Genomic DNA, 18,114 nt, shown 5'->3' with positions numbered 1-18,114 from the left:
TGCTGTGTATATAGACAGTGATTGTGTCTTAAAAAAGATCAGGACAGCTTTTATTTTTAAAATTGTTGTACCCAATTAATATTATCAGGATCAACACCAACCCCAGATGCAACCTTAATCGCCCTGTCTTTTAACTCCTCTGGTATTTCAGCCGTACGGGAGAGAACCCAAAAATACTTCGGGCTTGATCCGACAATAATTGCCCAGCGATAATCCTCATCCAAAGCAACTATATTATAGCCGCCATAAAACGGGCCGAAAAACGATACCTTCAATGCGCCCTCAGATTGGCCGCGTACAAAAACAGCCGTCCCCGATGCACGCTTATGCCGGCCGGAGATTTCATCGACACCGCTGTTCAGCACATTTACGGTACCGTCACCATTGAGTGTATATTCAGCCGTGGTTTTAATCAGACCTTTTTCAAACCGGTTTTCTACACGGGCGACTTCATACCACTTCCCCAAATAGCGATTGAGTTCGAAACCGGTAACCGGCACCACATTATCAGGAATTTTAGGATTAGCGGCTTTGTATAATTTATATCCGGCAAACAGGCCGATAGCGGCCATTGATAGCTTTTTCACGCTCATAACAAACTCCCGTCAGTTATAGTGTGAACGCATATAGGTATTGAGAGTTCCCGAAACTACGGAGCAGAACAAAAATCAGCGTAAAAGCTGCCGCTATAATGGCCGGAAGCGGTAAATCAGATCCTCTTCAATTTCAAGCTTTTCTACATTTTCAGCTTGAGCTGATTTGATCACAGCCTGCCAGAAATGGAGCGCAGTTGTGTTTTTTGGCGCGATGCGCAGTTCCCAAAACCCGCTATGCATTTGCAAAATCTCAGCAGCTGCATAGCGTGCCAGTCCCTGCTTGCGATAAGCTTTCAGAATGAAAAATTCCGCAAATGAATAGTCCGTGCCTTTACCGGAAGGTGACCAGTTATTGATAAAGGCAAAACCAATATCTTTTCCCTCAAAAGATATCAGATATGGCCATCTGTTTGCTTCTGACCAGTATAAATCAAGATACGGATAATCATCGTCTGTCTCTTCGTAAGTGCGCATTTCAGCGAAATATTCCGTCATGAAAGCGCTTATGATTGATTTCTCAGCTTTCGCCGCCAGACGTATCTCTAATTTCACACTAAATTCCGATCATACCCGACAAAGAAAGCCACACATCCGGTTTAACTCCAGCTAGTATAGCGTTGCAAAGAACCTGTCAGGATTATTCTAAGCTTTAACGAACCATCTGCTACCTCAATCACAACGGCAAAAGCGGCATCATCATTCCTGCAAAGGCCATCAAAACGACAACAATCCAGGGCTGCACTTTCCAGACTGTGAGCAATAAAAACCCTGTCAGTGCCAGCGCAAAATCCTGATTGGTAAAAACCGCCCCTGTCCATACCGGATTATACAGTGCCGCACCGAGTATGCCGACAACCGCTGCATTGGCACCACGCATTGCCGCCTGTGCTGTCGGGCGCAAACGCAGCCTGTCCCAGAACGGAAGCATGCCATAAACAAGCAGCAAGCCCGGCAAGAATATCGCGATCAGAGCAATAGAAGCACCGCTAATGCCGTTTGGCTCCGGTTGCATCACTGCACCGAGATAGGCTGCGAATGTGAATAACGGCCCCGGTACTGCCTGCGCCAGCCCATAACCTGCCAGAAAAGCCTCTTTGCTCACCCATTGCGGTGTCACAACTTCTGCCTGCAACAGCGGCAAAACCACATGCCCGCCACCAAAAACAAGCGAACCGGCACGGTAAAAAGCATCGAACACAGCAACAGGCTGATATCCTGTAACAGCGGTCAGCACCGGCAAAAATGCGAATAAAACCGCAAACAGGCTCAAAGCTATAAAGCCGCCTCTGCGCGATACAGGAAATTTCAGATTGCCGGTCACAGCTACACCATTGCCACGGCAAAGCCACAGGCCAAGCATGGCACCGCCGGTAATAGCGGCGATCTGCCCGATTGCTCCCGCCACAAAAACCACAAGCGCCATTGCTGAAAGCGCAATGAAAACGCGGGGCTTATCCGGTGTCAGACTGCGCGCCATACCCCAGACCGCCTGCGCAACAATTGCCACGGCAACCAGTTTCAGACCATGCAGCAGGCCTTCTGCATACACACCGGTTAATGATGCCGCGCCCAGAGCAAAAACTACGAGAAGGAGCGCTGATGGTAGTGTGAAGGCCAGTGAAGCCGCCAGACCACCGGCAAGACCATTGCCGCGTAAAAGACCAAGCGCAAAAGCGACCTGACTGGACGCAGGGCCGGGCAAAAACTGGCATAAGGCAACCAGATCGGCATAACCGGCTTCATCCATCCATTTGCGGCGCACGATAAGCTCATCTCGATAATAGCCCAGATGTGCAACCGGCCCGCCAAACGATGTCAGCCCGAGTTTAAGAAACACACGGAAAACTTCAGCACAGGAACCCTGTGCCGGTTTTGTCAGTGATCCGCTTTCATTTCCTGAGCGCATTATGCCCCTCATCCGCAACGCTTTGTTTCTGCCAGAGATTTGATCCGATACAAATCAACCGGCTCATAAAGTGCCTGAATGTCAAACAAATGACACAAAATATTTTGCGCAGCCATTCAGACAAGTAAATCTTGTCGATTAACGTGTTTTCTTGATTTTTGATCGTGACATGACATGCATTTATAATCTCCGCCGGTCATGCGTATTTCCGGCTTTTGCGAGTTTATATGTCGGGAGGTAAAGGCATAATGCGCAACGGGGGACAACTCCTTGTAGAAAGCCTGATCGCGCTTGGTGCGCGTAAGAGCTTCGGTGTTCCGGGAGAAAGTTATCTGGCAGTGCTGGACGCACTTCACGACACCAAAGGCAAGCTGGATTATATCCTGTGCCGCAATGAAGGCGGTGCCGCATTTATGGCTGCCGCTTACGGCAAACTAACCAACACCCCCGGCATTTGCTTTGTTACCCGTGGCCCCGGTGCCACAAATGCCTCCATTGGCGTGCACACGGCCATGCAGGACAGCGCACCAATGCTGCTGTTTATCGGTCAGGTCGGCACCGATATGACCGGCCGTGAAGCTTTTCAGGAAATCGATTACCGCGCCATGTTCGGCACAGTTGCCAAATGGGCGGTACAGATCGATCAGGTCGAGCGTATTCCGGAAATTCTGGCACGCGCATGGACAGTGGCCACAACCGGCCGTCCGGGTCCCGTGGTGATTGCGCTACCGGAAGATATGCTGACCAGCCTGACAGACAAAGCGCCTCTGACCGCACCGGCTAAAATCGCCTCCCCTGCCCCGCAGGCAGAAACAATGGCGACAGCACAGCAAATGCTGAAAGCCGCGAAGAAACCGGTCATTCTGATGGGCGGCACCAACTGGACTGAAGCTGGTCGTGCAGCTTTGCAAAATTTCGCCGAGCAGTCCGATATTCCGGTGGTTGCTGCCTTCCGCTATCAGGATCAGTTTGACAATTTCTCTTCAGCCTTTGTGGGCGAAGCCGGTGTCGGCATGTTGCCCCATGTCAAAGCGCTGATCCGTGATGCCGATCTTATTCTGGCGATCAATGTCCGTTTCGGTGAGATGACCACCGACGGCTATACATTGCTCAATGTACCGGTGCCGCAGCAGAAGCTGATCCATGTGCATCCGTCCGATGCGGAAATCGGCAAAATCTATGTGCCGGATTTGGGCATTCACGCCTGTCCGAACAGTTTTGCCCAAAGCCTGCAACCGGTCAGCGGTGCATGGGCAGACTGGCGCAAAGCCGCCCGTGATGCCTATCTTGCCAGTTTTGATGCCCCTGCCCAGCCGTCACCAGTGGATATGGTTGCAGTCATGGCTTACTTGCGCGACCGCATGCCGGAAGATGTGATCCTGACCAATGGCGCAGGCAATTTCACTGTCTGGCCGAATAAGTTTGCAAAATTCGGCACCAAAGCACGGCTGCTCGCCCCGCAATCCGGTGCTATGGGCTATGGTGTTCCGGCAGCTATTGCCGCCAAAGTTGCCGAGCCTGAGCGTATGGTCGTCTGCTTTGCCGGTGACGGCGATTTCCAAATGAATTGTCAGGAACTCGGCTCCGCCATGCAGGCCGGTGCGCAGCCGATTATACTCATTCTCAATAACGGGATTTACGGCACGATCCGCGCCCATCAGGAAAAGCATTATCCGGCACGCGTCTCCGGCACCACAATGGAAAATCCGGACTTTGTGACATTGGCAAAATCCTACCGTTTTCATGCGGAGCGAGTGGAAACCACGGCAGATTTCGCGGCCGCTTTTGAACGTGCAGCAGCATCAAAAACCGGCGCGGTGCTGGAACTGAATATTTCACCGGAAGCCCTCACACCCCGCCAGACATTAAGCCAGATGCGCGCCGCCGCATTGGCAGCGAAGGAAATGGCATGACATCCCGAAACGACATCCGGCTTGGTGCAGATATCGGCGGCACATTCACCGATATCGCACTGGATATGCGCGGAACGCTCTACTCCACCAAGGTTCTGACCAATTATACTGCGCCGGAACAGGCAATTCTCGACGGTATCCGCATTGTCACGGAACAGGCAGGCATCAGCCCTGCCGAGCTCGATATTGTTATTCACGGTACCACATTGGCCACCAATGCGCTGATTGAACGGCGCGGTGCCAAGACAGCTTTTGTGACCACCGAAGGCTACCGTGATGTGATCGAAATGCGCAGTGAAAACCGCTTCGAGCAATATGATCTCAATCTGAAACTCCCTGCCCCTCTGGTTGCGCGTGAACATCGCTTTACGGTCAAAGGCCGCATGAATGCGCAGGGGCAGGAATTGCAGCCGCTGGATGAGGTAAAGCTGGAAGAAATCGCCGACACCATTCTGGAAGGTGGTTTCGGCGCAGTCGCCATCGGCTTTATCCACTCCTACATGAATTCGGAGCACGAACGCCGTGCCCGTGCGATTTTGCAGCGCAAGCTTTCTGTGCCGATTTCCATTTCGGCAGAAGTTTCGCCGCAAATGCGTGAGTTCGAGCGCTTCAACACTGTTTGCGCCAATGCCTATGTGCGCCCGCAAATGGCCGATTATCTGGCGCGTTTGCAGGTACGGCTCAAAGAAATGGGCGCAACCTGCCCTGTTTTCATGATCCATTCCGGCGGCAGTCTGATTTCCGTTGATACAGCCTCTGAATTTCCGGTGCGTCTGGTGGAATCCGGCCCTGCGGGCGGTGCAATCTTTGCAGCTGATATTGCCCGTCGTTTCGGCATTGAGAATGTCGTTTCCTACGATATGGGCGGCACCACAGCCAAGATTTGTCTGATCGAAAATTTCGTTCCGAAAACCGCCCGTACTTTTGAAGTCGCTCGCACCTATCGCTTCTGCAAAGGTTCCGGCATGCCGATCTCCATTCCGGTGATCGAGATGATCGAAATCGGTGCAGGTGGCGGGTCTATCGCTTGGGTGGACTCAATGGGTCGCATCCAGACCGGCCCTGAAAGTGCTGCCTCTGAACCAGGCCCTGCCTGCTATCAGCGCGGCGGTACCCGCCCTGCGATTACCGATGCCGATCTGATGCTGGGTAAACTTGATGCCGATAATTTCGCCGGTGGCGCGATTAAGCTCTCGGTACAGAATGCAGAAGCTGCCATCGACAAAGATGTCGGCGCCAAGCTCAATCTGAAACCGCTTTCCGCAGCTTTCGGGATTTGCGAAGTGGTCGATGAGAATATGGCCAATGCCGCCCGTGTTCATGCGGTGGAAAACGGCAAAAACATCTCCGATAATATTATGATCGCCTTTGGCGGCGCCGCACCTTTGCATGCCGCCCGTCTGTGCGAAAAACTCGGCGTTGAGCAATGTCTCATCCCGCAGGGTGCCGGTGTCGGTTCCGCTATCGGCTTCCTTAAAGCACCGTTCGGCTATGAAGCTCTGGTTTCGCATCTGGCCAAGCTGGCCGGTATCAATCTCGATGCGGTTAATGCCACGCTGGCAGACCTCAGCACGGCAGCGGAAAGCTTTGTGCGCAGCGGCACCGATGCGCCGCTGGAGCGTGAAGTCACCGCCTTCATGCGCTATGCCGGTCAGGGCTGGGAAATTCCGGTCACAGCACCGCAGCCGCCGTTTAATGAGCAGGCACTGACGACAATCCGCGAGCGTTTCCTTGAGAATTATGCACGTTTCTTCGGCCGTCCGATTGAAGGCGCGGAAATTGAAATCGTCACATGGTCGGTGAAAGTGGAAGTCAAACAAAACTTCACTCAAAGCGGCACTGTCAGCTATGGCGAGCGTGTCATTGCACCAGTGCTACAACGCGATGTGTTTGATCCGAGTAACGGCACAATGCTGCCGACCGGCATTTTTGACCGTGGCACCTTGCAGACCGGCGACCGCATAACCGGCCCTGCGATCATTACCGAGCGCGAAACCTCCACCATTGTGACCGCGCCTTTTGATGCGGTTATCCAGCATGACGGCACAATTCTGCTGGTGAAAAAAGGAAAATCCGCATGAGTGAATTAGATGAAATCCGCATGCAGGTCATGTGGAACCGCCTGATTTCCGTAGTGGAAGAACAGGCGCTGACTTTGCTGCGCACGGCTTTTTCCACTTCGGTGCGTGAGGCAGGCGATCTCTCCGCCGGTGTGTTTGATCCGCAAGGGCAGATGCTGGCACAGGCAGTGACCGGCACACCGGGTCATGTAAATACTATGGCCGAAGCTGTGCTGGAATTTATCAATGAAATTCCGCGCGATGAGATGTTCGAGGGTGACACCTATGTTACCAATGATCCGTGGAAAGGCACCGGCCATCTCCATGATATCACGATGGTTTCGCCGTCTTTCCTCAATGGCGAACTGGTCGCGTTCTTCGCCTGTACCGCCCATGTGGTCGATGTCGGCGGCCGTGGTTTCGGCGCAGATGGTAAATCTGTCTATGAAGAAGGCATCCAGATTCCAATTATGAAATTTGCCGAACGCGGCGCGGTCAATAAAGACCTGATCCGCATTCTGCGTGCCAATGTGCGCGAGCCTAATCAGGTGATCGGCGATTTCTACTCCCTCTCCGCCTGTAACGAAGTCGGTCATCGTCGTCTTGTCGATATGATGCGCGAGATCGGCCTGACATCGCTCGATAACCTGTCCGAATTTATCTTCTCGCGCACCACCAATGCCATGCGTGAACGTCTAGCGCAGTTTCCTGAAGGCTCGTGGTCAAATGAATTGATGACAGACGGTTATGATGAACCGATCCGTCTTGCCGCCGTGGTGGATATGAAAGACGGTCTGATGAATGTGGATTTTACCGGCAGTGACCCGATGAGCCGCTGGGGCATCAATGTTCCGATCATTTATACCAAAGCCTATGCATCCTATGCGCTGAAATGCGTACTGGCACCGGAAATCCCGAATAATGCGGCCTCGCTGGCTTTCTTCACCGTGTCTTCCGAGACCAATATTCTCAATGCGCAACGCCCTGCGCCGGTTAGTCTGCGGCATGTCATCGGTCATATGGTGCCGGATCTGGTATTCGGAGCACTGGCCAAGGCTTTGCCGGGTCAGATTATGGCTGAAGGTGCAGGCGCTTTGTGGAATATTCATATTTCCGTGCGCCCTGTGGCTGGACAAAGCGGGCAGAATGCCGAAGTGCTGATGTTTAATTCCGGCGGCATGGGTGCGCGCCCTGCCCTTGACGGCTTGTCGGCAACGGCCTTCCCGTCCGGTGTTCACACGATGCCGATTGAAGCCACTGAGCATACCGGCCCTGTGATCATCTGGCGCAAGGAATTGCGACCGGATTCCGGCGGTGACGGTGAGTTTCGCGGCGGTCTCGGACAGGTCATCGAAATCGGTGCGGCAGATAATCATGAATTTGATTTTTCCGCGATGTTTGACCGTGTTACACAAGCGCCGCGTGGCCGCAATGGCGGGAAAAACGGAACTGCGGGCTCCGTAAAACTCGATGACGGCACCGCAATGCGCTCTAAAGGCTGGCAGCATGTGCCTGCAGGTAAAAGACTGGTGCTTAACCTGCCGGGCGGCGGCGGCTATGGCGACCCCGCACAGCGCTGCGCAAAGGCACACGAGCAGGATAAAATTCAGGGTTATGTCACGGAGGAGAGACAATGACCTATATTTCTTCACGGCTGGCAGCGGTTAAACCGTCTGCCTCCATGGCCGTTTCACAAGCCGCCAAAGCACTGAGTGCCAAAGGCATTGATGTGATTGATCTGGGGCTTGGCGAACCGGATTTTCCGACACCGGCACATATTACCGAGGCTGCCTATCAGGCAGCCAAAGCCGGTGACACGCTCTATACGGCAGCGCTCGGCACATTGGCATTGCGCAAGGCGATCGTCGCCAAATTTTCCCGCGAGAACGGGCTGGATTATACCACTGATGAGATCATCGTTTCCAATGGTGCCAAGCAGATCATTTTCAATGCACTGATGGCAACATTGGAGGATGGTGACGAGGTTATTCTGCCAACGCCCTATTTCGTATCCTATCCGGAAATGGCGAAATTGCTCGGCGGCAAACCGGTGATTGCCCATTGCCGTGAAGAAGACGGGTTTCGTCTCACACCGGAAATTCTGGAACAGGCAATCACGCCGAAAACCAAATGGTTATTCCTCAACTCCCCCGGCAATCCGTCCGGCGCGGTCTATGATGAAGCCAGCCTCAAAGCGCTTGGCGCGGTGCTGGAACGCCACCCGCATGTGCTGGTTCTGTCCGACGAGATATATGAACACATCATCTTTGACGGGCTGGAATTTATCTCTTTTGCCAAAGCCTGCCCGCAACTGAAAACCCGTAGTCTGATCGTCAACGGCATGTCCAAAGCCTATGCGATGACCGGCTGGCGTGTCGGCTATGCCGCTGGCCCCCTGCCGCTTATTAAAGCCATGGCCACGGTGCAGAGCCAGTCGATCACATCTGTCTGCTCGATTGCGCAGGCCGCCGGTGCAGCGGCACTTGAAGGGTCGCAGGAGCATATCCGCACCTTCCGCGATGCTTTCCAGCGCCGCCGCGATCTGGTGGTCAAAGGCATTCATGCGATTGAAGGCCTGAGCCTGCGTGTGCCGGAAGGCGCGTTTTATGCCTTCATCAATTGTGCCGGTCTGATCGGCAAACAGTGTCCGGACAGTTCTGTGCTGAGTGATGATACGGCGGTGGCAAATTACCTGCTCAATGAAGGCCATGTCGCAGCTGTACCGGGCGCCGCTTACGGTATGTCACCTTATTTCCGCATCTCCACAGCAACCTCAGATGAGGTGCTGAGTGAAGCTATCAAGCGTATTGCCGGTGCTGTTGCACGTCTGAAACCGGCATCAAAGGCATAAATCATGGATTTTGATACAATTCTTATCACCGGCGCTGCCGGAAGGCTCGGCACTGAACTGCGCCGCGGCTTGGCTCCGCTGGCACGTAAATTGCGTCTCACCGACCGCGTTGCGATCAATGATCTGCAGCCGAATGAAGAAGCCGTCATCTGCGATCTTGATGATGCCGATGCGATCATGAAACTGGCGGAAGGTGTGGATGTAATCCTGCATTTTGGCGGTGAGCCGCTGGAAGTGTCATGGGAGCGTATTCTGCGCTCGAATATTCAGGGCAGCTATAATATTTATGAAGCCGCCCGCAAAAACGGCGTGAAGCGTGTGATCTATGCTTCCTCCGTCCATGCCATCGGCTATCATGAGCTGGAAACGCATATTGATGCGGATGCCCCGCACCGTCCTGACAGCTTCTATGGTCTTTCCAAATGTTTTGTCGAAGATTTAGGGCGGCTCTATTGGGATAAATTCGGCATTGAGACAGTCGCCTTGCGCATTTTCTCATCCTTCCCTGAACCGGCAGACCGCCGCATGCTGTGGTCGTGGCTGTCTTTCGATGATTGCGTGCGTCTGGTTTCAGCCGCCCTCACCGCACCGCGCGTCGGCTTTACCGTCAGTTTCGGCATGTCGGATAATTGCGTGTCGCCGGTTGATAACAGCAAGGCGGGTCATCTCGGCTATCAGCCGCAGGATAATACGGAAAGCTATCGTGCCGCTGTCGAAAGCCGCACCAAACGCTCTGACCCTTATGCCCCTGCCACCCGTTATCTCGGTGGCTGGTTCGTCGATATCGGCCATCCTGATGATGAGGCAAAATCATGAAACAGCATTATGATGTTGTGATTATCGGCGGCGCTGTCATCGGCTCTTCGGTTGCCTATTTCCTGTCGCAGAACCCTGATTTTAACGGTTCAATCCTCGTTGTGGAACGCGACCCGACCTATGTGCGCGCAGCTACATCGCTGTCATCTTCTTCGATCCGCAACCAGTTTTCCAACCCGATTAATGTGGAAATCAGCCGTTTCGGCACAGAATTTATCCGCAATTTTGCGGAGGTGATGCAGGTTGCCGGTGACAAGCCGGATCTGCAGTTCCATGAAGGCGGTTATCTGTTCCTCGCCAATACGCCGGATCAGGTGCAGACTTTGCGCGAAAATCACGAAGTGCAGATCGCCTGCGGTGCCGATGTGGTGCTGTGGGAACGTGAGGAACTGAGCCGCGCTTTCCCGCATCTCAATACCGACGATATTCTGCTGGCCTCCTATGGCCGCTCCGGTGAAGGCTGGTTCAACAATACCGGCCTGATGTATGGCTTTAAAAACAAAGCCCGTGAACTCGGTGCCGATTATATCACTGATGAAGTGGTGGCCATTCAGCGCGATGGCAATCGTGTCACCGGTGTGGAGCTGAAATCCGGTCAGAGCATCTCGGCGGGTACAATCGTCAATGCGTCCGGTGTCAGTGCTGCTCTCACCGCCCGTATGGCGGGGCTGGATGTGCCGATTGAACCGCGCAAACGCACATTGTTTGTCTATGACTGCGCTCAGACACCGGAAGGCAGTGCCACGGTCAATGGCGGTCGTCTGCCACTGATGATTGATCCGAGCGGTGTTTTCTGCCGTCCTGAAGGGCGCTTCTTCCTGACCGGCTGTCCGCCGGTAGAAGACCCTGCGGTTGACTGGGACGATTTCACCCCGCGTTATGAAGAGTTTGAAGAGATCATCTGGCCAGCTCTTGCAGAACGCTCACCGGCCTTTGAGGCGATCAAAGTCGTCAACCAATGGGCCGGTCATTATGACTTCAACGTGCTGGATCATAATCTGATTGTCGGCCGTCATCCCGAGGTGGAAAACTTCATTTACGCCAATGGCTTCTCCGGCCACGGCCTGCAGCAAGGTCCGGCAACAGGACGCGCTGTATCCGAGCTGATCACCTATAATGGGTTCCGTACTCTCGACCTCTCCGAAGTCGGTTATGAGCGCGTGATTGCCAATAAGCCTTTCCTTGAAAAGGCTGTGATATGATATAGACCTAAGCAAGCATAAGGGTGAGCGGAGGCAGGTAATGCACATTAATCAGGTCGTTATAAACATGGTCACAGACCATGAATGACAGGGTGCCACGCCTCCCCCCGCTCAATGCTTTACGCGTCTTTCATGCGGTGATGCGCTATCGCAGCTTCCGCAAAGCGGCTGACGAATTATTTGTCAGTCCGCAAGCGGTCAGTCAGCAAATCAAACTGCTGGAAGACACACTCGGGATCATGCTGTTCGACCGTAAAGGCCGCATGGTTGACCCGACAGAACAAGCCATTCTGCTCGCGCATTTTGTGCAGGCCGGTTTTGACGAATTTGCCGAAGGTGTGCGTCGCGTCACCAAGACCGGTCACCGCAACCGCATCAATGTCAATGCCAGCCCCTATTTTGCCACCCGCTATCTGATGGACCGCCTTGAGCAATTCCGTACCACCATGCCCGGCGTGGTCTTGCAGCTTACTACCATGGTAGAAATCCCTGATTTTTCCCGCGATGATATCGACGTTTCCGTGCAATGGGGCTTCGGCGAGTGGACAGAATTCGACCAGACATTGCTGGTGCGTGACCCGAAAATTATCTGCTGTGCACCGGCGCTCGCACATCGGGTGCGGAAACCGGAAGATCTGCTGAGCATGACTTTGCTGCATCCGGTGCTGGCCACCAATCTATGGCAAAAAGTACTGCGTCATCTGGATTTGCAGGATATTGAAGCCAAAGGCGATGTGCAGTTTCAGGATGCCGCCACCATGCGCCGCGCTACTCTGGCAGGGATGGGGATGGGGCTGGTTTCGGCCATTGATGCTATGGATGATTTGCGTCAGGGGCGGCTGATCGCACCGCTCGGCATTGATGCCCTGAGCACCATGAAAGAAGAAGATATTCCGGGTTTTTATCTGGTTGTGCCGCGCGGCTACCGGCGTGTGAAAACCATTGCGGCTTTTTGCGACTGGATCAGAGCAGAAGACTGGTCAGCCATGCTGCGCCGTGAAATGACCATCAGCGATATGCCTTACGATATATAAGTAAGCCCTCAAATTATCTTGCGTCTGCACCTGTCAGCCTGCTCTTTTCGCAAGCGGCTGCGTGCTGAAACACGCCCGTTTTCTGCAAAATTTCCACCTGAATATATCATCAAGAAAATCTTGTCGTTTAGCCACTTTTCTTGATTTGGTACGCGCGTCCGACGCGGCACACTGCTCTCAGCACGGGACGGTGTAAACAATTGCAAAATAAAAACAGCTTTGCCAGCACGCCGCCGTCCTGCGGGGAAACATATTTCAGTGCCGCTCAGATTTTATCCGGCGGCGGTGACGGAAAAGGCAATGCAGCAGACACAAAATAACATCAAGCCACTGGTGCGCGTGGAAGCGCTTGAAAAGAGCTTCGGCGCTCTCACAGTACTCAATCGTGTGAGTTTAAGCGTTAATCCGGGCGGTGTTCTGGCCATTATCGGGCCCAGCGGCTCCGGTAAAAGCACATTGCTGCGCTGTCTGAATTATCTGGAAGTGCCCGATAAAGGTCGTATCACGCTGGGGGATATGGAGCTTGTCGCCGAGAAACATCCGTCTCAGAAGCAAATCCTCGATCTGCGCCGTTCGGCAGGCATGGTGTTTCAGTCTTTCAACCTGTTTCCGCATATGAATGTGCTGGAAAATGTGTCGCTCGCACAAAAACGCGTTCTCGGCCGTTCGCAGCAGGAAGCCGATGAACGCTCCATTGAGCTGCTCAAACGCGTGGGACTGGACTCCAAGGCTGCCGAATATCCGCATCGCTGCTCCGGCGGCCAGCAGCAGCGTATCGCGATTGCCCGCGCACTGGCACTGAACCCGAAGATCATGCTGTTTGATGAGCCGACCTCGGCGCTTGATCCGGAGCTTGGTCTGGAGGTTCTCGCGGTCATGCGTGAGCTGGCGCAAGACGGTATGACGATGATTGTCGTCACCCATGAAATGCATTTTGCCGAGAGCGTTTCCGACCATGTGATGATTATGGCAGACGGCAACATCATTGAATCCGGTATCAGTAAAGACGTTATGCGCGATCCGCAGACAGAACGTGCACGCCGGTTTCTGCATGCCGTGAGAGATCGCTGATGCAGGACATTATCTTTAATATTATCAGAGGCTTGCCTGCGACGATCGCTTTAACCGCCGCTGCGCTGATGATCGGGCTTATTCTCGGTGTGCCACTGATGCTGGCGCGTATTTCCCGTCATAACTGGCTGCGCTACTCAGCCATGGCGCTGATTACCTTTGTGCGCAGTATTCCGCCAATTGTCTGGCTGTTTGTGATCTTTTTCGGGCTTGGCAGCGGTTATTTCCGTGTTGCCCCCTTCCCTGCGGCCGCAGCCGGTCTCGGTCTGATTGCTTCGGCCTATATGGCGGAGATTTATCGCGGCGCGCTCCTCTCCATTCATCGTGGTCAATGGGAAGGCGCTGCCGCTCTGGGTATGCATCCTGTGCGGATGTGGATTGATGTGATCATGCCACAGCTTATCCGCGTCGCCCTGCCGGCAATGGCAACCTATGCCATCGGTCTTTTGAAAGATTCTGCGATTGCCTCGACAATCGGCGTTTCTGAAATGACCTTCTATGCCAATCAGTCCTCTATGGCGACCTATCGCGGGCTTGAAGTCTTCAGCTTTGTCGCCTTGCTCTATATCGCCCTCAGCCTGCCGGTTGCGTGGATGTCACGCGGTATTGATGCGCGTATGCGAAAGAAGGTGTCCCGATGATCCCGGTTTTGGCGGAACAATTCCATAACTGGCTACCGCAAATGCTCAGCGGCCTGCGGATCAGTCTGATTGTCACTGGCATGAGCCTGCTGATCGGCATTCCGCTGGGTTTTTTTCTGTCGCTCGGTGTAATGTCCAAGACAAAACCAACCCGCTGGGCTGCGCTGACGCTAGTTGAAGTAGGTCGTGGTGCGCCGTCTCTGGTTCTGCTGCAATTTGCCTATTTCGGCCTGCCTTCTGCCGGTCTGACACTGACCTCCTGGTCGGCCAGTATTGTAGCTCTGAGCTGGACAACCGGTGCTTATACCAGTGAGATCATCCGTGCCGGTCTGCAATCTGTCCCCGCTGGGCAGCGTGAGGCAGCTCAGGCAATCGGTCTGACACCGCTGGATATGATGCGCTTTATCGTTGTGCCGCAGGGCCTGCGTATCGCCATTCCGGCTCTGCTCGGCTTTGCGATCCTGATTTTTCAGACCACATCCTTGTGTTTTGCCATTGCGCTGCCGGAGCTGACAGCCCGCGCCTATGAAATTGGAACCAATACATTCCAATATCTGCCAGCCCTGATCCTGGCTGGTCTTCTCTATCTGCTCATTTGCATTCCGGCGACGCTGATTGTCGGCGTCATCGAAGCCCGTGCGCAGCATTAAATAAGCAACAAAAAGGGGAAATCATGAAGAAGTTTTTTGCACTCACACTAGCTGCCGGTCTTAGCAGCACTTTTCTGGCAGGCGCTGCTTTTGCACAGGATTGCACGCCGCAGCATAAAATCACCACTGTTGAAGCCGGTTATCTGACCATTGCAGCACCGACTTTCCCGCCTTTCTCCATTCCTAAAGGCGAAAGCGATCTCAGCGGTGTGGATGGTGAAATCGTCAAGGAAATTGCTGCCAAAGAATGCCTGAAAATCAAAATCGCACCGGTTGAATATGCAACAGCCATTCCGTTTGTTGTTTCCGGTCGTGCAGATATTGCCATCGGCAATTATTACCGCACCGATGAGCGGCAGAAAGTGGTCAATCTTTCCGCTCCGCTCTATCTCGATCAGATGGGGCTTTATTCCAAAGAAGGTGTGACCACTGTTGCCCAGCTTGAAGGCCGCAATGTCGGAACCGTACAGGGCTATCTCTGGGTCAATGAGTTGAAAGCCATTCTCGGCGATAAACTCAGCCTCTATAACAACTATGTTGCGCTTTATCAGGATCTGGAAGCCGGACGTATCGAGATCGCAATTGACGGCGTTGCTGTCGGTACTGCCGCGCAGCAAGGCGGCGCTCTGAAAGATGTTCAGATTAAAGTTTCAGAAAAAGACGAGCGCGTACAAAGCTCTGTCTATCCGGCACAGGCCGGTCTGCCGCTTTCCAAAAACAATCCGGATCTGCTCGCTGCCGCCGATGATGTGGTCAAAGAGCTGCATAAATCCGGTCGTATGGTCGAAATTCTCAAAGAATACGGCCTGTCAGAGAGCGCTGCAGATGTCGGTGAAGCCCGCCTGATCAAATAACAGGTTTTATTGATGGCTCCCCTGCTTTTTTGATGGCGGGGGAGTTTTATTTAACTAGTTGATATTATTATACAATTTAATCATCATCTTCCGATTTCGGTTTGCCTTCATACCGGATCAGGAAGATGGCCATGCCTAAAACCATCAATGCCAGTGAAAACCACGTCAGTGCATAAACCAGATGATTATCTGCAAATTTTACTACGGTCAGTCCGCCTTCCGGCCGGTCAGCACGGTTTTGGGCGCCATTCGCATCAATGAAGTAATCCGGCACATTCTTCACATCGGCACGTTTGGCAAAAGCCTCAATATCGCGGGCATACCAGATATTTTTTTCCGGCTCATTCTGACGCAGAAAAAAGCCTTTCGGCTCTGTCAGACGTAACAGGCCGGTGACTGTTGTTTCGCCTTCAATCTGACCGCTTGTGCGGTTGAGAGGATCGCGCCTGGCACTTGCAACATAACCGCGATTGATAAAGACGGTCTCGCCATTATCGCGCAGAAAAGGCGTAACAATCCAATAACCGGATCCCCGCTCTGTCAATGCACCGACGGCAATTTCCTTATCATTGAGATAATGACCGGAGAGCGTCACAGCACGATATTCATAAGCTTTCTTGTCAGCATTTTGCCAGGCATTGATATCAGGTGCGGAAACAGGGCTTGCATTAATATTTTGCTCGACGCGGGTGATCAGGTCATGTTTCCAGCTTAAACGCTTGACCTGCCAGAAACCGAGAGCGCTCAGACCAGTGATTAGCAGACCGGCAATCAGAGAAATCAGCACAATTTTATTGCGTTTTGAAGCGGATGAATGGGGCTGAATTTCTGCCATGAGTTTAACTTCTTTATGCCTGTAAGTGATGCAGATTGTCTCTATGCCTTATCCGTCTTCAGGCAAATAAGAATTTATGTTGCGCACAAGAGTTTGAACGTGCTGCTGTTATAAAAACGGAGTGTGTCGGTACCATGGTCATTATTCTAGTGCTTTGTATTTGATAAGGCGCGCAAAGTCGGTTTTACGCAATATTGGCCGTGTTCTGCCTGCTGGGTTAATTTTCGCAAATATCCACCGGCAGAGCGTATTTTATCTGAGCGTTCAAGGATTGTTGCAAGTGTAATCGCTGCATTGATCTCTCCCATAATTTCACAAGCTTTTTGCCATGCAGAAGCGGTAATCCCGAGCATCGAACGAATATGCCCTGCTGTAAGGATTAAATCACGCCATTGATGAATACCATGCTGTGCGTAATGGCTGATTTGCGGACAATGTTGTAAAATTTCCTGAAGATCAGGGGTTAGTGTCCGAGTATATAAATCAGGGTTTTGTCGCAAATTTTTTGATATTGGCTCTGGTTTAATGTTTTCGCGATTTTGTACCTGTTTGTTATCAAAAGATTCTATGTTTGAATTCTGAATGTGGTGCTCATTTTCGCATACATTGCCGCTCGTTTTTTGTTCTGAAACCTTTGAAAGATAAAGATTTTCCACGTTTTTGCGCAAAATGCTCAAAGCCTGTTCGCGTTTACCCAGATTTTCCAGCGTGCCATTGCGCTCAACGCGACCGGAAAGTGCCTGTAACTGATCATAAAGAGCATTCCAGTCCCCTTCCCTCCCCTCATTGAGGGCGGCCAGAATGGTTTTGGAAATATCGCGGAGATGAATGGTAATGTTGAAACGCAATTGCTGACGGATACGTGCCTGTTCACGCAATTCAGTTGCATGGGTTTCAATTTCTGAAACCTTAAATGTCAGCGGTGACAGATCAAAACCAAAGGCCATGGCAATTTCACCATTGCTGTCGCGGCGCACAAAACGCTTACCATTGGGGCTGTCACGGCGCAAAATGAAACCAAGCTCAACGAGAATGGCAATATGACGACGGATTGTCGGGGCTGACATTCCGCGCAAGCGCATGGAAAGTTCGTGATTGGACGGAAAGACGATCAGAGCGACGCGGCTGTCGAGAATTTTATCGGGATAAAAACTCAGCAGAGCTTCAAGCACAGCAATAGTGCGCGAAGACAGCTGATAGGCTTCACGGGCCTCTGTTAAAGCACGCAACAGCTTCCAGCGATCAATGCTGTGATGATCCTGTTCAGTTTCACTCTGTTTCTGACGCAATTCTTTCTGTTGTTGACGAAGTTTCTCGTAACTCAGAAAATGCGCAGCATTCATCATTCGTCCGCCAAACGGGGACGTCGCAAAATGCTCAGTCATTTGTTACCTCATTTGAGGCAAGCAAAAACACTGCCGGAACATTGCCGACTCTTGACTTTTGATCGCGAAAGTGATTCTCTCTAATTGCTACATCGAAAGAGGGCTTCCGGTTCGGTAACGTTCAGGGGGCCTTTTTTCTTGCCGTTTTTTCCTATCTGTTAAAACTGGCTCTGTCGTTTTCGGGGCTTTTGATCTGGTAGCGCCCTTCTCACTCCATAAACCGTGTGGTTCCTTCATTTATGCTGTTGATAATTTCAGTCTGTTATTTCTGAAATTATTTGTAACGCCTGATACGCATTA

16 protein-coding genes are annotated in these 18,114 nt (G+C 52.5%); 11 read left to right on the top strand and 5 right to left on the bottom strand.

Annotated features, from left to right (window positions below; translation table 11 throughout):
• Window positions 1-56 precede the first annotated feature (56 nt).
• The 3 genes from BKD14_RS14045 to chrA all read right to left on the bottom strand — a co-directional run bounded on the left by BKD14_RS14045 (window position 57) and on the right by chrA (window position 2,502).
• A complete protein-coding gene (locus tag BKD14_RS14045) occupies window positions 57-593 on the bottom strand; it encodes a lipocalin family protein (RefSeq protein WP_075656888.1) in 537 nt (178 codons plus the stop codon).
• Between the two features lie 93 nt (window positions 594-686).
• The gene (locus tag BKD14_RS14040; RefSeq protein WP_139316428.1) at window positions 687-1,148 is read right to left on the bottom strand and encodes a GNAT family N-acetyltransferase; all 462 of its coding nucleotides are present in this window, start codon (window positions 1,146-1,148) and stop codon (window positions 687-689) included.
• A 121-nt stretch (window positions 1,149-1,269) separates the two neighbouring features.
• Entirely contained in the window at window positions 1,270-2,502 is a 1,233-nt protein-coding gene (chrA, locus tag BKD14_RS14035; protein ID WP_075656886.1) for a chromate efflux transporter, read from the bottom strand.
• A 248-nt stretch (window positions 2,503-2,750) separates the two neighbouring features.
• On the opposite strand from chrA, the gene BKD14_RS14030 reads away from it, so the two are divergent.
• From BKD14_RS14030 to BKD14_RS13980, 11 genes are all read left to right on the top strand, one after another.
• Entirely contained in the window at window positions 2,751-4,415 is a 1,665-nt protein-coding gene (locus BKD14_RS14030; RefSeq protein WP_245293648.1) for a thiamine pyrophosphate-dependent enzyme, read from the top strand.
• On the top strand, window positions 4,412-6,496 hold the full coding sequence (locus tag BKD14_RS14025; RefSeq protein ID WP_075656885.1) for a hydantoinase/oxoprolinase family protein: 2,085 nt from the start codon (window positions 4,412-4,414) through the stop codon (window positions 6,494-6,496). The genes BKD14_RS14030 and BKD14_RS14025 overlap by 4 nt, the downstream gene beginning before the upstream one ends.
• A complete protein-coding gene (locus tag BKD14_RS14020) occupies window positions 6,493-8,112 on the top strand; it encodes a hydantoinase B/oxoprolinase family protein (RefSeq protein WP_075656884.1) in 1,620 nt (539 codons plus the stop codon). The genes BKD14_RS14025 and BKD14_RS14020 overlap by 4 nt, the downstream gene beginning before the upstream one ends.
• On the top strand, window positions 8,109-9,326 hold the full coding sequence (locus tag BKD14_RS14015) for a pyridoxal phosphate-dependent aminotransferase (protein ID WP_075656883.1): 1,218 nt from the start codon (window positions 8,109-8,111) through the stop codon (window positions 9,324-9,326). The genes BKD14_RS14020 and BKD14_RS14015 overlap by 4 nt, the downstream gene beginning before the upstream one ends.
• A gap of 3 nt (window positions 9,327-9,329) precedes the next feature.
• Window positions 9,330-10,142 carry an NAD(P)-dependent oxidoreductase gene (locus tag BKD14_RS14010; RefSeq protein ID WP_083647146.1) on the top strand — a complete coding sequence of 271 codons (813 nt, stop codon included), beginning with the start codon at window positions 9,330-9,332 and terminating at the stop codon, window positions 10,140-10,142.
• Entirely contained in the window at window positions 10,139-11,344 is a 1,206-nt protein-coding gene (locus BKD14_RS14005) for an FAD-binding oxidoreductase (RefSeq protein ID WP_075656881.1), read from the top strand. Before BKD14_RS14010 ends, BKD14_RS14005 begins: the two co-directional genes overlap by 4 nt.
• 92 nt (window positions 11,345-11,436) lie before the next feature.
• A complete protein-coding gene (locus BKD14_RS14000; RefSeq protein WP_245293647.1) occupies window positions 11,437-12,378 on the top strand; it encodes a LysR substrate-binding domain-containing protein in 942 nt (313 codons plus the stop codon).
• 300 nt (window positions 12,379-12,678) lie between these two features.
• The gene (locus BKD14_RS13995) at window positions 12,679-13,449 is read left to right on the top strand and encodes an amino acid ABC transporter ATP-binding protein (RefSeq protein WP_075656879.1); all 771 of its coding nucleotides are present in this window, start codon (window positions 12,679-12,681) and stop codon (window positions 13,447-13,449) included.
• Complete coding sequence (locus BKD14_RS13990) at window positions 13,449-14,090, top strand: amino acid ABC transporter permease (protein ID WP_075656878.1); 642 nt, start codon at window positions 13,449-13,451, stop codon at window positions 14,088-14,090. The genes BKD14_RS13995 and BKD14_RS13990 overlap by 1 nt, the downstream gene beginning before the upstream one ends.
• Complete coding sequence (locus BKD14_RS13985; protein ID WP_075656877.1) at window positions 14,087-14,740, top strand: amino acid ABC transporter permease; 654 nt, start codon at window positions 14,087-14,089, stop codon at window positions 14,738-14,740. The genes BKD14_RS13990 and BKD14_RS13985 overlap by 4 nt, the downstream gene beginning before the upstream one ends.
• 23 nt (window positions 14,741-14,763) lie before the next feature.
• Complete coding sequence (locus BKD14_RS13980) at window positions 14,764-15,594, top strand: transporter substrate-binding domain-containing protein (protein WP_022711548.1); 831 nt, start codon at window positions 14,764-14,766, stop codon at window positions 15,592-15,594.
• A gap of 76 nt (window positions 15,595-15,670) precedes the next feature.
• Here the strand turns inward: BKD14_RS13980 and BKD14_RS13975 are convergent, their stop codons facing one another.
• Window positions 15,671-16,429, bottom strand: coding sequence for an SURF1 family protein (locus BKD14_RS13975; RefSeq protein WP_075656876.1), 759 nt, complete (start codon window positions 16,427-16,429; stop codon window positions 15,671-15,673).
• Between the two features lie 146 nt (window positions 16,430-16,575).
• On the bottom strand, window positions 16,576-17,814 hold the full coding sequence (gene repC, locus BKD14_RS13970; RefSeq protein ID WP_075656875.1) for a plasmid replication protein RepC: 1,239 nt from the start codon (window positions 17,812-17,814) through the stop codon (window positions 16,576-16,578).
• Window positions 17,815-18,114: the final 300 nt, after the last annotated feature.

It is taken from the genome of Pseudochrobactrum sp. B5 (genome assembly GCF_001939785.1).
Lineage (GTDB): Bacteria > Pseudomonadota > Alphaproteobacteria > Rhizobiales > Rhizobiaceae > Pseudochrobactrum > Pseudochrobactrum saccharolyticum.
The sequence above is the reverse complement of the archived record's forward strand: the minus strand, read 5'-3'. Positions and strand labels throughout refer to the sequence as shown.

What these genes read in the sequence shown, in the direction of transcription:
- BKD14_RS14045 (WP_075656888.1), bottom strand. Translation starts at nt 593, where the DNA reads ATGAGCGTGAAAAAGCTATCAATGGCCGCTATCGGCCTGTTTGCCGGA.
- chrA (WP_075656886.1), bottom strand. Translation starts at nt 2,502, where the DNA reads ATGCGCTCAGGAAATGAAAGCGGATCACTGACAAAACCGGCACAGGGT.
- BKD14_RS14030 (WP_245293648.1), top strand. Translation starts at nt 2,751, where the DNA reads ATGCGCAACGGGGGACAACTCCTTGTAGAAAGCCTGATCGCGCTTGGT.
- BKD14_RS14025 (WP_075656885.1), top strand. Translation starts at nt 4,412, where the DNA reads ATGACATCCCGAAACGACATCCGGCTTGGTGCAGATATCGGCGGCACA.
- BKD14_RS14020 (WP_075656884.1), top strand. Translation starts at nt 6,493, where the DNA reads ATGAGTGAATTAGATGAAATCCGCATGCAGGTCATGTGGAACCGCCTG.
- BKD14_RS14015 (WP_075656883.1), top strand. Translation starts at nt 8,109, where the DNA reads ATGACCTATATTTCTTCACGGCTGGCAGCGGTTAAACCGTCTGCCTCC.
- BKD14_RS14010 (WP_083647146.1), top strand. Translation starts at nt 9,330, where the DNA reads ATGGATTTTGATACAATTCTTATCACCGGCGCTGCCGGAAGGCTCGGC.
- BKD14_RS14005 (WP_075656881.1), top strand. Translation starts at nt 10,139, where the DNA reads ATGAAACAGCATTATGATGTTGTGATTATCGGCGGCGCTGTCATCGGC.
- BKD14_RS13995 (WP_075656879.1), top strand. Translation starts at nt 12,679, where the DNA reads ATGCAGCAGACACAAAATAACATCAAGCCACTGGTGCGCGTGGAAGCG.
- BKD14_RS13990 (WP_075656878.1), top strand. Translation starts at nt 13,449, where the DNA reads ATGCAGGACATTATCTTTAATATTATCAGAGGCTTGCCTGCGACGATC.
- BKD14_RS13985 (WP_075656877.1), top strand. Translation starts at nt 14,087, where the DNA reads ATGATCCCGGTTTTGGCGGAACAATTCCATAACTGGCTACCGCAAATG.
- BKD14_RS13980 (WP_022711548.1), top strand. Translation starts at nt 14,764, where the DNA reads ATGAAGAAGTTTTTTGCACTCACACTAGCTGCCGGTCTTAGCAGCACT.
- BKD14_RS13975 (WP_075656876.1), bottom strand. Translation starts at nt 16,429, where the DNA reads ATGGCAGAAATTCAGCCCCATTCATCCGCTTCAAAACGCAATAAAATT.
- repC (WP_075656875.1), bottom strand. Translation starts at nt 17,814, where the DNA reads ATGACTGAGCATTTTGCGACGTCCCCGTTTGGCGGACGAATGATGAAT.